Here is a 13,942-nt window from a genome sequence, read left to right as displayed (position 1 = left end):
TCCTCGACGCTGGTTACCAGCCTGGCGCGAGCTAGAACCTCGCCACGCCAAAAGTGTTCTTCCGTCGCGATGCCTGTTCTGCATGCCGGCATATTTCCAGCAGCATGCCCAGCAGGCGACGGGTATCCCGCGGATCAATGATGCCGTCGTCCCACAGCCTCGCACTGCAGGACAGAGCATCGGAGCCGGCTTCCATAAAGGCGGCGGTGTCCTGCTCCAGCTTGTCGAGTGTGGCCTGGTCCACTGTGCCCGCGCGCTGCATTTTCTGCTCGGTGACGATACGCAGGACCTTGCCCGCCTGCGCCGCGCCCATCACCGCAGTGCGGGAGTTGGGCCAGGCAAAGATGAAACGGGGGTCGAATCCTCGGCCGCACATAGCGTAGTTGCCCGCTCCATAGGATCCACCGATGACAATACTGATTTTGGGTACGCTGGCATTCGCCACCGCCTGGATCATCTTGGACCCATGCTTGATGATGCCGCCACGTTCCACGTCGGTGCCGACCATAAAGCCGGTGGTGTTGTGCAGGAACAGCAATGGCGTGCCGCCTTGCTCACACAGCTGGATAAACTGTGCAGCCTTATTGGCACCGGCAGGAGTAATCGGCCCATTGTTGCCGATCACCCCGACCACCTGGCCTTCGATGCGCGCATGGCAACATACGGTCTGCCGGTCGAACCCGGGCTTGAAATCGAGAATCGCGGAGTCGTCGACAATGCGGGCCAGCACTTCGCGAACGTCGTAGGGTTTCCTGCTGTCTGCGGGAATCAGCCCCAGCAGTTCGTCTTCCGGGTAGCGTGGCGGGAGCCAGGCTTCCTCGCTAATGCCCCCGGGGAGGGCGGGGAGCGTGGCGACGATCTCCCGGGCCATGCGAATGCCGTCCGCGTCGTCCTCGGCCAGGTAATCGCCACTGCCGGACTGCCGGCAATGCATCTCCGCTCCACCCAGGCTCTGCTCGTCGGCAATCTCTCCTGTAGCGGCCTTGAGTAACGGGGGGCCGGCCAGGTACATGCCGGCCTGTCCGCGCACCATTACCACATAGTCGGACAGTCCCGGCTGGTAGGCTCCACCGGCGGTTGCGCTGCCATGTACCACCGTGACCTGGGGTATACCGGCGGCAGACATGCGCGCCTGGTTGGCAAATCCCCGTCCGCCCGGTGCGAAGGTTTCATTGGCGAACATCAGGTTGGCTCCTCCGCTCTGGGCCAGGGTCACCACCGGCAGACGGTTTTCCAGTGCGATTTGCTGCATGCGCAGCGCCTTGTCCATACCTGCGGGCGAGATGGTGCCCCCCTTCACCGCATAGTTGTCCACGCGCACCATGCAGCGCCGGCCGTTGATGGTGCCGATGCCGCAGATCGCACCGCCTCCGGCGCCGCTGCCATCGTTGTCGTCATACAGCCGATAACCTGCCAGGGAGCAGAGTTCCAGAAAGGGGGCGCCCGGATCGAGGAGGCGATTGAGCCTCTCTCGCGGCAACAGCCAGCCGCGCTTCTGGTAGCGCTCGGCCTTTTCTGTTGCCACATCCACCGGGCGTTGTTCGGCCTCGCGGAACCGTGCGATGGCCTGCAGCATTGCCTCCCGGTTTTCGGCAAATTCCGTCGAGCCGGGCTCGGCCTGGGAGTCGAATGGTTGCATCAGAGCTTGCCCTCTGCCTCGAGCTCGGCGACCACCGCAGGCTTTTCGGCGCGATGAAAACCCTCGAAACGCTTGCGGTTCCTGGCCGGCGCGGGCTGCCATAACGGGGAGTGATGTTTCAGGCTGGAGCCGCCGTCGATACGGAGGGTCTGTCCAGTGAGATAGCTCGCGGCGTCGGACAGCAGGAAGCACACCGCGGCGCTGATTTCGGCCTCCTCACCCAGCCGATAGAGCGGGATACTGTCCCGGAACCCAGGGAGCAGCTGCCTCAGGAACTCGGCGTCGTAGGTATCGAAGCCGCTGGAGAGGATATATCCCGGTGCGACCGCGTTTACACGCACACCACTGGCCGCCCACTCGACTGCGGCGGTTTCCGTCAGGTTGTCCATTCCGGCGCGCGCGGCACCGGAGTGGCCCATCAGGGGCATGCCGCCGGCATTGTCGGCGGTTATATTCACTATTGCGCCGCCATTGTTCTTCATCGACCGGGTGTACACCTCCCGGGCCATCAGGAAACCGCCTACCAGATTGCTGCGCACCACGGCTTCGAAGCCCCGCGCGGAGATCTCCTCGAGCTGTGAGGGAAACTGGCCACCGGCATTATTGACCAGGCCGTGAATATGTTGGTGCTCATCCACGATGCTGGCTACGGCTGCGCGGACATCGGCTTCCTCGCGGATATCGAGCGGGTGGTAGCTGGAGGAGCCCCCGTCGTCAGCGATTTCTCCCGCCACGCGCTGCAGTTTTTCGGCGGTGCGCCCGATCAGCACCACGTGAGCCCCCAGGCTTGCAAGCTCATGTGCAATGCAGCGACCGATGCCGCTGCCGCCACCTGTGACAATGTGCACCTGGTTGCTAAAGCTCCCTGGTCGCAACTGGCTCTGGTAGGGCATAAGTTCTCCTGTCGGCCTTGGAACCCTGCGGTTGTTATGGTTGTTGGTCGTGAGCCTGGCCCGGCTGGTCGCGCTTTTTTGGCGGCGTCTTGCACCGGGCGGGTATATTGCGCATGATCACCAACGCTACCAAGCAAGCGCTTGGTTATCAACACTTTTGATGGGGGAGATGTCAGTGCCAGGTGGCAGCGGAAATGCGGTGACATCCGCAGGATTGGGGCAGGGGTCCAGCGCGCTTGTGGAAGCGCTTGTGGCGCAGGGTGAATTGACTGACCCGGCATCGCCACGCGGCCGCCTGCTGAATGCGGCGGCACTCCTGTTTGTCGAAAAGGGCTTCGCACGGACCACGGTGCGGGATATCGCGGCGGAAGTGGGGATCCTCTCCGGTAGTATCTTTCACCACTTTCGCAGCAAAGAGGCAATACTGTGCCAGGTGATGCGGGAGGTAACGATTTTCGCGCGGGCACGCATGGAAGCTGCTGTCGCGCAGGAGCGTACGCCCCGGGGCAGGCTCAGGGCATGCATCCTCTGTGAGCTGGAAGCCATTCACGGGCGCGCAGTGCCTGGCTTTACCATCCTGGTGTCGGAATGGCGGAGCCTCAGCCCTGAGAGCCAGCGGCAGGTGCTGCAACTGCGCGAGCGCTATGAGCGGCTGTGGCGCGATGTGCTTGCGGAGGCAGGGCGCATGGATGATCCGGCCCTGGCCCGGCGCCTGCTACAGGGCTCCCTGGCCCACAGTTACCACTGGTTCAGGCCCAAGAAGCAGGGGTTGTCACTGGACGAACTTGCCGGGCAGGTTCTCAGCCTGTATTGCCGCTGACGGGATATCTGCGTGGCATGCACAACCCGCACTGAGATCCCGTTATCATTCCGTGCGTGTCGGACCGCGCTTTTTCCCCGGAACGACCCTTTTGGGGCTGGGGCTGTGAGAACCAGTCCCCACACTGTTCGGGGATAATAAATTAGTCTTCGTGCTTCACTGCCCGACCCATCGGGAAAATACTGGAACGAGTGTCACCGGAGCGCGCGATGCCTGCCGAGCTATTTCAAGTTGTATCTGCCGGGAAAACCCTGCGTGGCAAGTCCCCGGGTGAGGTATTGCAGGCGGCGGCAAAGGCATTCTCCATTCCCGAGGCAAAAGCCCGCACACTGCTCCTGAAGGGCTGGGTGATCAAGGACCGGCTCTCGTCAAAACAGGTGCTGGAATACCGCTCGCGCCTGCAGCGTATGGGGCTGCGGGTGGAAGTGTTCCCGGCCGGAAAATACGACAATCGTGCATTGCTGGCCCGGCTGGAGCAGGCCAGGAGGCGGCGCCGTGGCATGCAATCATCGAATCCGGCGCAGCAGGTCACCAGCGATGCCGTCCGCCCCACCCGTGAGCATGCCACGACTGAGGACAAGGCCCGGCGAGAGCAGGGCGCACCCGCTTCCAGGGCGCAGCGGCAGCTGGAATCCCTGTTCGACGGTGGCGATGCCACGATCCCCGACCCGATTTCCTCGCGCAGTGCGCTTGCCGCTTCCCTGCCCGGGGCGGCACTGGTTCCCGCGCTGTTCTCTTTGTTGCTGGGGATCTGTCTTTACAGCGTGGCGAGTGCAATCTGGCAATTTGCCCGGGCGGCGCTGGCCGGGGAGCTGGGCGCCGGCTCGGTGATGGGCCTCTGCTTGTCAATTTCACTGAGCGGGCTGGTGGCCGCATTGGTGGCGTGGCCCTTTTTCGGCGCGCGACGGCTGGCCCGTGACTCTCTGCCGAAATCCCGTCCGCTCAAGCGGCGCGATGCCCAGGGGTTGTACCTTCTGTTGGACGTTTTGGCGGGCAAAAGCGGACTGCCGGGCACCCCTGCCGTTAGCGTTACCGCTGGTAGCGCTGTCCGGGTGGAGGCCGGACGGATTTCAGAGGCGTACCGACAGAGCCTGGCGCTGGAGCTGGGGTTGGGGGCGGCCTACTGCCTGACGGGGAACGAACTGCTGGCGCTGGTGGCACGGCAGCGTGGCATGTACCGGGGACGCCTGCGGGCAACCGTGGCATGGTTGGCCCTGGAAACACCACGACGACTGCAGTGGGTGCAATGGGCGATGGAGAACGATCGCAGTGTGATTGCGCCGGGGGGGCATGCCCGCGGGCTTTTACGCCCGCTGCATAATCTGCTTGCTCTCTGTGGGCGGGGAGTGATCCCGATCCTGGACCGACTCGAGGCGATGCACCAGATCGTGGCGCGGCCGGCGGCGCGAATGCTGGAGCGCGAAGGGGATCGCTGTGCGGCCCACTTGATCGGCAGTGACGGGATCGCGCCATTTGCAGAGAGGTGGCACCGTATGGTGCACGCGGACCTGATGGTGGCCGAGGTGAACCGCGAGGCGGCTATCGCAGGCCAGCGACTGGAGAATTACCCGCGGGCCATCCAGTGGACAATGCGCAACCTGGACCGGGAGACCCTGTCTAACCTGGAACTGGCAATGTCGCAGCCATCGGATTGCTGGGATCCCACCGCCCCGGTGGACAATGACCGGGTTGCGGCAGTGGAGCAACTCGGGCTGGCGGCGGCGATCCAGGCAGAGTTTTCGGTGCAGCGCCTGATTGATGACCTGCCGGGGCTGGCGAGCGAGGTGAGCGCCGATATTGCCGCTGCCGATACACGCCCGGTAGACAACCAGCAGCTGCTCTGCACCAGCGAGGATGCGGAACAGGCGCTGCGCATAATCGGTGAGTTCTTCAATCGTGTTCCGCCGCGTCGCTTTCTGCCCCTGGAAACGCCGGGGGAGGAAACCCTGGCCGCGATGGGCTTGCAGGAGTGCGTCGACTGGTTGCGCACCAGGCTGGTCGATTTGCGCGACCTTACCGGCCGCCTGGATGAACTCGCGGTAAGGGCGCCCGCAGTTGAGCTTGGTGTAGAGCTGCTGCGCCATTCCGTGAAGATACGGCCCGCTGATTTTCATCTGGGCAATACCGAGGTGGGTGCCGCCGAGTCGACCCAGAGGGAGCTGCGCCAGCAACGGGACGGTTTGCAGGCGCAGTACCAGCAGATCCAGGAGGTATTCGTACTGCGCATGAAGCGCGCGATCGGTTCAATGAAAAGCGAGGATCGCGCCTGGGCAGATTCGGCACGGCGGGAGACGCAGGCTTTCACTACCCTTGCACCCCACCTGGACCGGCTCGATGAACTGGCTCGGGTCCTCGGGCTTGCAATCGACCGGCTTTCCCTGGAGCCGGGGCAGCGCGAGACCCTGCAGAAATTTTATGGTCTCGCACAGCGTGGCCTGCAGGTAATCCAGCACCAGGTGAACAACAGCGATACCCTTTCCGCGATCGGGGTGTCGGCTGCCCTGGAACAGCGGCTGGCGGGCGCTGACAGGGCCGCCGGGGAGGACTTGCCACGGGAGCGACAGGCGCTTATCGATACCCTTCAGGAAATGGAACTGCGCTGCAGGACTGTCAGCGCCACAGTGAACGAGCATTACCACAGGCACATATCACGACTTTTGGGGCAATGCCTGGAGATCGAGAAGGCCCTGCAGGTGCGACCGTTACGGCTGGTGGGGGAGCTGGCCTAGCGCGACAGCCAGGCCAGGTTATGCGGGTTGCCAGACGGGTGCCTCAGCCTCCTGCCAGTTTGACCCTGAAATCCCGCGCCTCCAGCATGGCCTTGACTTCCGCACGCTTGTCACCCTGGATCTCGATGACACCGTCTTTCAGGGCACCGCCGCAACCGCAGCGCTTCTTCAACTCAGCCAGTAGCAGTTTCAGTTCAGCGTCGGTTCCGGGCAGGCCACGCACGCAGGTCACACCTTTTCCCTTGCGGCCCTTTGTCTCCCGTTGAATGCGCACGATGCCGTCGCCTTGACGGCGCTGCTCTGCTTTCGGTTCTTCTTTAACTCGCCCCACATCGGTGGAATACACCCGTCGGGTTTCTCTAGTCATATTCACTGTCTTCCGCGTTGTGCCCAGCTACCGGCGAACCCCGTGCAGGCCTGGTGCCGCATTTTGGGCGGAACCTGTCCTCTACATCTACATCGATGCCCGGGATTCCCGCCGGCAAGGGTACCCCCAAAGTACTGTTGATGCCATCTGGCATGGATGGTCTGGCGGGGCGCCACCAGTGGCGCTATAGTCATGGCTCTTGTGGAGGTGATATGGCATTAACCGGAAAGAGAAAGTGGCTTAACGAAGTTATCTTTGGCACGGATACGCCACTGGGGAAAGGTTTCGACGTCTTCCTGATCTGGGCCATCCTGATCAGTGTGTTGCTCGTGTTGCTGGTCTCGGTGCAAAGTATCGCCGGGCGCTATGGCGAGCTGTTCTTTGTTCTGGAATGGTTTTTTACCGCGCTGTTTACCGTCGAGTACCTGGCGCGGATTTACTGCGCCGTGGACCGGCGCAGGTATATTTTCAGTTTCTACGGCATTGTTGACCTGCTGGCAATCCTGCCCAGTTACCTCGCGCTCCTCGTTACGGGTGCCAGTTACCTGCTGGTAATCCGACTGCTGCGCGTGCTGAGGATTTTCCGGATCCTGAAGCTGGTGCGCTACCTGCGAGACGCCAACCTGCTGCTGCGCTCGTTGTGGCAGGCGCGGCGCCGGATCCTGGTTTTCTATGCCAGTGTCCTGGTCGTATGCATTATCTTCGGTTCCCTGATGTTCGTGGTGGAAGGCCCCAAGCACGGTTTCACCAGTATTCCCAAGAGTGTCTACTGGACAATTGTGACCCTGACGACAGTGGGTTTCGGTGATATCACTCCGCAGACTGTCCTGGGCCAGGGGATAGCATCTCTGACTATGTTGATCGGTTACTCCATTATTGCGGTGCCCACCGGCATTGTGACTGCGGAACTGGCATCTGAGTTGGGGCGGGAGCGATTGTCGATCCGTTGTGACAATTGCAGCCGTGCCGGGCATGACAAGGATGCCGAGTACTGCAAGCATTGCGGTTACAAACTTGAGGATGTCGAGCGCGAGGCCGAGAAAAAGGAAGAGCGGGCGGCGGAAAAGAAAGCCGAGAGAAAAGCCCGCAGGCCGGGGCGCACCTTCGCCGAGGAAGAGAGCAGGCGGCAGAGCGACAGGCCCGGGGACGACGAATAGGCCCAGCCCGGTCCGCCATAGATCCTACCAGTTGTCGGGAACCCTCACTGCTACCACCTCCGCCGTTGCGCACACCCGCCCATCGCTGGAAAGGGTGCAGGTCAGGAGCGTCTTGCGCTCGGTTCGCTCAACGATCTCCGCCTCGAGCACAGCCGGCTTGTCGATTGCCGCCGGGGCCCGGTACTGGATGTCAAGCTTGCCGGTCGCATACCAGATCTTGTCCCCGGTGCCGACTTCCCGCCCCGCCTGGCGGTAGCCGTCGGCAATTGCCGTGCAGATGGTGTGGCAGTCGATGACTGTGGCGATGATGCCGCCGTTGAGATAGTGGGTGGGCCCCGCACAGTGGTGGGCTCCGGGCATGAACTCACAGCGGCTGCTGTCTGCAGTGGTCCAGAAGCTTTTGATTTGCAGGCCCGCATCGTTCTCGGGGCCGCACCCGAAACAGTGGTTATGCGGGATCTGGTCCTGGATTGCGGTTTCTGCTGGCATGGGTCCCCCTGGAAGCCGTCATTACATTGGTCGGTAATGCTAACGATTTGCGCAGGGAAGGGGAAGAAACTACCCTTGCGCCTCGTTTTATTGCTGGACGGGAATCAATGGAGATTTACGGACACTGCGCGCCCGGATTGGAAGCGCTTTACGACCGGTTTGCTGACAATTTTCGCCATTATGGTGATACGGGGGCTGCTTTCGCTGTCCGCCAGGACGGCGAGACCATTGTGTCCCTCTGGGCCGGCAGTGCCGATCGGGCCGGTGAGGTGCCTTATACAGAGGATACGCTGGCCAACGTCTTTTCCTGCTCCAAGGGTGTGCTGGCCCTGCTGGCCCTGCAGCAGGTGGCGGCGGGAAACCTGGACCTGGACCGACCGGTTGCGGAATACTGGCCGGAGTTTGCTGCAGGGGGCAAGGAGCGGGTGACCCCGCGACAACTGCTTTGCCACCGTGCCGGCCTGGTGGCTTTCCGGGAGCGGATGCAGGATTCTGTCATCTACGACTGGGAGCGTTCCTGTGCGGCGGTGGCGTCTGCGGAGCCCTGGTGGTTTCCGGGTAGTCGCCAGGGCTATTCACCTTTCCTCTATGGCTGGGCACTGGGTGGCCTGCTGGAGCGCGCCAGCGGCCAATCGTTGCGGGCGCTCTACCGGGAATCCCTGGCCGGGCCGCTGGAGCTGCACGGGGGATTCGGCGGTGTGGGCCATCGTTCGGGGCGCCTTGCGGACGTACTGCCCTTGAAGAAACCCCTGCCGGAATTGCGCGAGAATGCGGTGGGGCGCGCGATGAAGTCGGACCGGGAGGGGCCCGTCGCCAAGGCATTCTCGAATCCAATGAGCCTGATGATGAGCAGCAACAGTAGCCAGTGGCGCGAGGCTCTGATCCCGGCCGCGAACGGCCACTTCAGTGCGCTGGACCTGGCGACTCTCTACGGTGACCTCGCCATGGAGGAGCCTGCTACCCTTCCCGGTAATGTGCTCGCGGAAGCAGTGCGCGAGCAAAGTTGCGAACGGGATGTGGTCCTGCAGGCGGAAATCAGTTTTGGTTGTGGGTACATCCGTAGTGCTTCCGCGGCCGACCTGCGGTTTGGTGGTGAGCAGGGATTCGGTCACCCCGGGGCCGGTGGCAGCGTTGGCTTTGCCGATCCCGATGCGGGGATCGGGGTTGGCTATGTGACCTCGCGCCTGGGGCAGAGCCTGTTCATGGACCGCCGGGCCGTGGGGCTGGTGGAACAGCTGTATACCTATCTCTGAAACCATACCGGATGTGCCCATGACAGAAGAGTTACAAGACCTCCGCAGCCGGGTCGAGGAGCTGGAAACCCGCCTGGCATTCCAGGAGGACACCCTGGCCCAGCTCAATGATGTGATCGCCAACCAGGATGCGAGTCTCCGTACCCTGGTCGCGCGGCTCAGGGAACTGGGAGAGCGCTACCGGGACCTGAATGAGGAGATGCATGGAGCAGGACGCGGCGGCGATGCGAGTGAAAAGCCCCCACATTATTAATGGGAATGGCGTTTGAAAGGTCACCGCTTGCGGCCATATCCGTGGACCGGATACTGGACTGCGGACCCCGTGGCTTTGGGGAATCGGCTCATACCGGCCGGCGGTTGCTCACCGTCATGGGTTGTTCCCTATGGGTCACAAGTGAAGCGATCGTTCAGCTTCAGCGTCTCGTTCGACTGGACGCGGTCCCGATGACGATTCCTTGGCAAAAAATCATCGTCTTTTCCCCTGATCGCGTGTTGACAAAACTTTTTCCACATGGCGGAGGGGGTTCTGTGAACGCCCGGTCAGTCTTCGCTATTTGGTACGCTGAGGGTCTTGATTGCTTGTAAGTTATTGTTTTTTAATGATAAAAGGCTAAGGCTAAAAAGTGCGCAAAACGCTGGGAGCGAGTTGGCCCGCCGCTTGGCTTGCTCTTTTAGCGTTTCGTTAACAGAGTTATCCACAGAAATTGTGGAAGATATGCAGGGGAATTACGGCTCGGGCCCGGGCAGCTTTTCCCGTCAGCCCGCCACTTTTCCGATCAATGCAGAAACTCACGACTGTTTGTTGTCCATAAATGCGTACTGCTTTATGGACGCCGAGGGCAAATCCGCCTAGTCTTCGCAACCTTAGAAAGGGGGGCGGTTCAGCTGGGAGACAGCTGGTCCGCGGCAACATTTCTATCAGCGCGGCGGGCGATTCTGTCCTGTCGTGAAGCAACACCCGTTCACTGAAAAGCGTTAGGAGAACCTTACATGAAAAAATGGGTCGCAATTCTCGCACTGGGCTCACTGGTTGGCTGTAGCACCCTGGATCCGTATACCGGCGAGCGTAAAACCAGTAACGCGGCGAAAGGTGCCGGTGCCGGTGCTGTGGCGGGGGCTATCATCGGAGCGGCGACTGCCAGCAAGGACGACCGTAAAAAAGGTGCGATTACCGGTGCACTGGGCGGCGCCGCAATTGGTGGGGGCGTTGGTTACTACATGGATCGCCAGGAGGCTGCACTGCGCCAGCGCCTGGAAGGTACAGGCGTTCGGGTCCAGCGTGAAGGTGACAATATTCGCCTGATTATGCCGGGTAATATCACCTTTGCCACTGACCGTGCCGAAATCCGTCGCGACTTCTACGACACCCTCGATTCCGTGGTGCTGGTACTCAAGGAGTTCGACAAGACCGCCATCCGTGTCAGCGGCCATACCGACAGCACCGGTTCCGACGTTTACAACCAGACTCTGAGTGAGCGTCGCGCCAACTCTGTCGCAAGCTTCTTCACCAATGCCGGTATTGCCAGTGGCCGTGTCCAGGCCGTGGGTTATGGTGAGCGTTACCCGATTGCGGCTAACGACACCGCGTCCGGCAAGCAGGCGAACCGCCGCGTCGAGCTCGAGTTGCTGCCGCTCAAATAATGTGAGACAAAATAGGGCACTTCGGTGCCCTTTTTTTTGCCCGGGCACCGATGGCTACCCGGAGGCTGGGTCACAGGGATGATGGTGGGGAAGGCCTCATATCTCTACTGGCCCAATGAAGGGCGGTAAAGTCCGGGGTGTGTCAGCAATAACAGGGAGTGAGCCCGTGAGGAACTTCATGCTGGGCCTGGGCAGCAAGTCGAGGGGAAAGCAACGGCAGGGCCGTTGTCCCCGTAACTACCAACCGTACCGCGTGTTGACATTCACGGCGGCTGTTTTCACTTTTGTGTTTCTCCCGGTTCCCCCTGTGGCCGCGGAGACCCCCTCAGGGGTGGTCGATGATGCCGCAGGCGTCTCCCCGGTAGCCGGCCACGCCTCCTCATCTGGCAGCGAATCCTCCAAACCTGATGGTGACGTTCCCCAGCCTGGTGCTGGTGGCAGTAGCCTCAGCGTGCGCTATGAGGATGCGGCATTTGTGGCCGAAGTAATGATTGCCGGAATACACCGCGACGTCGACCAGGCACTGTCCGAGCCGGGCATGGTGGCAATCAAGGGTTATGTCTACTCTGCCGTGTCCGAGCAGGTCTGGAAGGGCGAGGCCAACCGGCTTGTTGCGTTTCGGCGCGGGCTGGATGCCTGTGAGGTGAAGCTCGAAAAGGGCGCGCGCTACCTGATTTTTGCCAGCCCGGACATATACGGCAGGTTACAGCTGTATAGCTGTGAGGCTGCGGTACCAGAGTCGGAGGCGGCGCCGCTGCTGGCCCGCCTGAAAGAGTCAGAGCTGCAGGGCTAGCCTGGCCGCCGGTTTAAATCCGCCCGGAAAGGACGGGCGGTTATCGCTTGGGTTTGCCGTCTCAGTGGTGCGACTCGCTTCAAACCTTGAATGCTTTTTTTTAAAACCGGTGGTTATTAAAGGCTTGCTATCTACAGCAAGACTGCCTGAAAGTGGGAACAATGTTCCTTGAATAACACGGTTTGCAGGTTATTCTTATCAATATTGGCGCCAACATCTTCCGGATTGAGGCAAAAGGCGATACCTCGCCCGGCGTCATGGGCAGACATCGGGAAGCTTTCCCCTTGATTCCCCTGGTGCAAAGCCGGTTGGCGCATGCACCGGGGACAATTATCGGAGACTTCCGCTGTCGCATCCCTAATTGTGAAACAGCCAGGCCTCAGAGGTGGGTTTATGAAAAAGCTACTGCTTCCGCTGATTATTTTGTTGCTGATTATCGGGTATTTCATGTCGCGCGGCGGCGATGACAAGGCCGGCGACGCCTACGATTCGCTCGAGACCCCCGAGAGCGAAACCATAGACGAGGGCGGTACTACCCCGGACGAGAGCCAGACTCCGCCCGACGGAATGGGTACCATGGATACGCCCGAAACCGGCACCGAGACACCTCGTGAGTCGGATCAGCCGGATACGGTCCCGCCGGGCGAAGAAAGCAGCCTCGAGCGGGAGGCGAAAGAGGCTGTGGAGGCCACCAAAAAGGCGGCCTCGGAAACCGGTGAGGTGATTGAGGGAGCGGCAGAGAAGGCCGGTGAGGCAATTGAAGGCGCCGGCGAGGCCACCAAGAAGGCGGCCGAAGATACCATGGAGAAGGTTACTGATGAAAAGGAAACTGAGTCCACTGAAGAACCTCAGAACCAGTAACCATTAACCTTCCCTCTGAACGCCGAAGCCGTGTGTAAACCCGGCTTCGGCTTTGTGTATTGACCATGATCGATCATCGCTGGCATTACAACCATTCAGTGCTTGAGGTGTTGCCCGGGGCTCCGCTTACGCGGGCGGATTTCGAAGTGCTGGCCTCGCAGGTTGACCCGGTGATCGAGGAGCACGGTAGCCTCGCCGGTATCCTCATCAATGCCGAGAGCTTTCCCGGCTGGGAGGATTTCTCCGGGCTGGTTGCCCACTGCGTTTTCATCCGCGATCACCACCGTCATGTGCACAAGGTCGCAGTCGTCTCTGACCAGCCACTATTGGGGTACATGCCGCGGTTGGTGGATCATTTTGTGGGGGCCGATGTTCGGCCCTTTCCCGGTGCAGAGAGGGAGCGGGCGCTGGAATGGCTGGCCGGGCCCGGTTAGTATCCGCCATCCTGCAGTGACCTGAATGGAAAACCAGTGACCCAATCCCTGGCAGTGATAGCCGCAGCACCCGAGTGGTTGCCGGCCGCCCGTGAATTATCGGTGCAACTTGGCCTCGATCTCCTGGAAAATTCTGACCCGCGCCAAATTTCGGACCCCGCCTATGTACTGCGCTGCGGGGAAATGCTGGAGTTGTGCGCCACCGGCCGCAAGGCGCCGGGACCGGTCGTGGTGGATTTCGTCGGCGGTGCCGCCGCCCACCGGCGCAAGTACGGTGGTGGCAAAGGCCAGCAGATTGCCAAGGCTGTGGGCGTGCGTGCCGGTTTCAAGCCGCGGGTCGTGGATGCGACGGGAGGTCTTGGGCGTGATGCGTTTGTACTCGCATCGGTGGGCTGTGAAGTGCTATTGCTGGAGCGTAACCCGGTTGTCAGGGCACTGTTGGCGGATGGCCTCTCGCGCCTGCGAGCTGCCGCCACAATGGATCCGGAGCTGGCGGCGGTGGCAGGGCGGCTGCAGCTCTCTGACGCGACCGAGGACTCGGCAAGCTGGCTTGCTGCCCAGCCTGCGGAATCAATTCCGGTGGTTTACCTGGATCCGATGTTTCCCGCTCGTGGCAAGAGCGCAAAAGTAAAAAAAGAGATGGCAGTCTTCCATCTGCTGGTCGGTGAGGATCCGGATGCGGATGCACTGCTGGAACCCGCGCTCGGGGCCTGTTACTACCGCACGGTGGTTAAACGTCCGCGGCTTGCACCCCACCTGGCGGGGCGCAAGCCGGATCTGTCGCTGGAGGGAAAGTCCGGCCGCTTTGATATCTATACCCGCCACGGTGTGCCGGGTTGAGATATGGCTTGGCGTATTGGAGGACG

General features: G+C 61.4%; 14 protein-coding genes. 10 read left to right on the top strand and 4 right to left on the bottom strand.

Annotated features, from left to right (window positions below; all coding sequences use genetic code 11):
* Positions 1 to 31: 31 nt before the first annotated feature.
* Together LVD11_RS04755 and LVD11_RS04750 are read right to left on the bottom strand one after the other, a co-directional pair.
* Positions 32 to 1,639, bottom strand: a complete 1,608-nt coding sequence (locus tag LVD11_RS04755; RefSeq protein WP_237056861.1) for an acyl-CoA carboxylase subunit beta — start codon at positions 1,637 to 1,639, stop codon at positions 32 to 34.
* Complete coding sequence (locus LVD11_RS04750; RefSeq protein ID WP_237056859.1) at positions 1,639 to 2,532, bottom strand: SDR family oxidoreductase; 894 nt, start codon at positions 2,530 to 2,532, stop codon at positions 1,639 to 1,641. Before LVD11_RS04750 ends, LVD11_RS04755 begins: the two co-directional genes overlap by 1 nt.
* 238 nt (positions 2,533 to 2,770) lie before the next feature.
* On the opposite strand from LVD11_RS04750, the gene LVD11_RS04745 reads away from it, so the two are divergent.
* A complete protein-coding gene (locus LVD11_RS04745; protein WP_237056856.1) occupies positions 2,771 to 3,352 on the top strand; it encodes a TetR/AcrR family transcriptional regulator in 582 nt (193 codons plus the stop codon).
* Between the two features lie 209 nt (positions 3,353 to 3,561).
* On the top strand, positions 3,562 to 6,081 hold the full coding sequence (locus tag LVD11_RS04740; RefSeq protein ID WP_237056854.1) for a hypothetical protein: 2,520 nt from the start codon (positions 3,562 to 3,564) through the stop codon (positions 6,079 to 6,081).
* 43 nt (positions 6,082 to 6,124) lie between these two features.
* On the opposite strand, the gene yciH is transcribed toward LVD11_RS04740, so the two are convergent.
* Positions 6,125 to 6,448: a stress response translation initiation inhibitor YciH gene (gene yciH, locus LVD11_RS04735; RefSeq protein WP_237056852.1), complete on the bottom strand. Its 324-nt coding sequence runs from the start codon at positions 6,446 to 6,448 to the stop codon at positions 6,125 to 6,127.
* Positions 6,449 to 6,660: 212 nt separating this feature from the next.
* Between yciH and LVD11_RS04730 the strand changes: the two genes are divergently transcribed.
* A complete protein-coding gene (locus LVD11_RS04730) occupies positions 6,661 to 7,605 on the top strand; it encodes an ion transporter (RefSeq protein ID WP_237056850.1) in 945 nt (314 codons plus the stop codon).
* A gap of 24 nt (positions 7,606 to 7,629) precedes the next feature.
* Here LVD11_RS04730 and LVD11_RS04725 read toward each other — a convergent pair whose 3' ends face one another.
* On the bottom strand, positions 7,630 to 8,094 hold the full coding sequence (locus LVD11_RS04725; RefSeq protein WP_237056848.1) for a PaaI family thioesterase: 465 nt from the start codon (positions 8,092 to 8,094) through the stop codon (positions 7,630 to 7,632).
* Between the two features lie 107 nt (positions 8,095 to 8,201).
* Between LVD11_RS04725 and LVD11_RS04720 the strand changes: the two genes are divergently transcribed.
* The 7 genes from LVD11_RS04720 (at position 8,202) to LVD11_RS04690 (ending at position 13,916) form a co-directional block, all read left to right on the top strand.
* Positions 8,202 to 9,347 (top strand): serine hydrolase domain-containing protein, encoded by a 1,146-nt coding sequence (locus LVD11_RS04720; RefSeq protein WP_237056846.1) that lies wholly within the window; start codon positions 8,202 to 8,204, stop codon positions 9,345 to 9,347.
* Between the two features lie 19 nt (positions 9,348 to 9,366).
* Positions 9,367 to 9,600, top strand: coding sequence for a SlyX family protein (locus LVD11_RS04715; RefSeq protein WP_237056844.1), 234 nt, complete (start codon positions 9,367 to 9,369; stop codon positions 9,598 to 9,600).
* Between the two features lie 737 nt (positions 9,601 to 10,337).
* The gene (locus LVD11_RS04710) at positions 10,338 to 10,988 is read left to right on the top strand and encodes a YiaD family glycine zipper/OmpA-like lipoprotein (RefSeq protein ID WP_237056842.1); all 651 of its coding nucleotides are present in this window, start codon (positions 10,338 to 10,340) and stop codon (positions 10,986 to 10,988) included.
* Between the two features lie 307 nt (positions 10,989 to 11,295).
* Positions 11,296 to 11,781 (top strand): hypothetical protein, encoded by a 486-nt coding sequence (locus LVD11_RS04705; RefSeq protein ID WP_237056840.1) that lies wholly within the window; start codon positions 11,296 to 11,298, stop codon positions 11,779 to 11,781.
* Between the two features lie 393 nt (positions 11,782 to 12,174).
* Complete coding sequence (locus tag LVD11_RS04700; protein ID WP_237056838.1) at positions 12,175 to 12,642, top strand: prolipoprotein diacylglyceryl transferase; 468 nt, start codon at positions 12,175 to 12,177, stop codon at positions 12,640 to 12,642.
* 65 nt (positions 12,643 to 12,707) lie between these two features.
* A complete protein-coding gene (locus tag LVD11_RS04695) occupies positions 12,708 to 13,076 on the top strand; it encodes a SpoIIAA family protein (RefSeq protein ID WP_237056836.1) in 369 nt (122 codons plus the stop codon).
* Positions 13,077 to 13,112: 36 nt separating this feature from the next.
* On the top strand, positions 13,113 to 13,916 hold the full coding sequence (locus LVD11_RS04690) for a class I SAM-dependent methyltransferase (protein ID WP_237056834.1): 804 nt from the start codon (positions 13,113 to 13,115) through the stop codon (positions 13,914 to 13,916).
* The last annotated feature ends 26 nt before the right edge of the window (positions 13,917 to 13,942 follow it).

This window comes from Microbulbifer sediminum, from assembly GCF_021729035.1.
GTDB classification, from domain to species: Bacteria; Pseudomonadota; Gammaproteobacteria; order Pseudomonadales; family Cellvibrionaceae; genus Microbulbifer; species Microbulbifer sediminum.
The sequence above is the reverse complement of the archived record's forward strand: the minus strand, read 5'-3'. Positions and strand labels throughout refer to the sequence as shown.

Excerpts from the sequence above, each read along its gene's own strand:
- LVD11_RS04725 (WP_237056848.1), bottom strand. The coding sequence starts at position 8,094 with ATGCCAGCAGAAACCGCAATCCAGGACCAGATCCCGCATAACCACTGT.
- LVD11_RS04740 (WP_237056854.1), top strand. The coding sequence starts at position 3,562 with ATGCCTGCCGAGCTATTTCAAGTTGTATCTGCCGGGAAAACCCTGCGT.
- yciH (WP_237056852.1), bottom strand. The coding sequence starts at position 6,448 with ATGACTAGAGAAACCCGACGGGTGTATTCCACCGATGTGGGGCGAGTT.
- LVD11_RS04720 (WP_237056846.1), top strand. The coding sequence starts at position 8,202 with ATGGAGATTTACGGACACTGCGCGCCCGGATTGGAAGCGCTTTACGAC.
- LVD11_RS04755 (WP_237056861.1), bottom strand. The coding sequence starts at position 1,639 with ATGCAACCATTCGACTCCCAGGCCGAGCCCGGCTCGACGGAATTTGCC.
- LVD11_RS04700 (WP_237056838.1), top strand. The coding sequence starts at position 12,175 with ATGAAAAAGCTACTGCTTCCGCTGATTATTTTGTTGCTGATTATCGGG.
- LVD11_RS04715 (WP_237056844.1), top strand. The coding sequence starts at position 9,367 with ATGACAGAAGAGTTACAAGACCTCCGCAGCCGGGTCGAGGAGCTGGAA.
- LVD11_RS04730 (WP_237056850.1), top strand. The coding sequence starts at position 6,661 with ATGGCATTAACCGGAAAGAGAAAGTGGCTTAACGAAGTTATCTTTGGC.
- LVD11_RS04695 (WP_237056836.1), top strand. The coding sequence starts at position 12,708 with ATGATCGATCATCGCTGGCATTACAACCATTCAGTGCTTGAGGTGTTG.
- LVD11_RS04750 (WP_237056859.1), bottom strand. The coding sequence starts at position 2,532 with ATGCCCTACCAGAGCCAGTTGCGACCAGGGAGCTTTAGCAACCAGGTG.
- LVD11_RS04710 (WP_237056842.1), top strand. The coding sequence starts at position 10,338 with ATGAAAAAATGGGTCGCAATTCTCGCACTGGGCTCACTGGTTGGCTGT.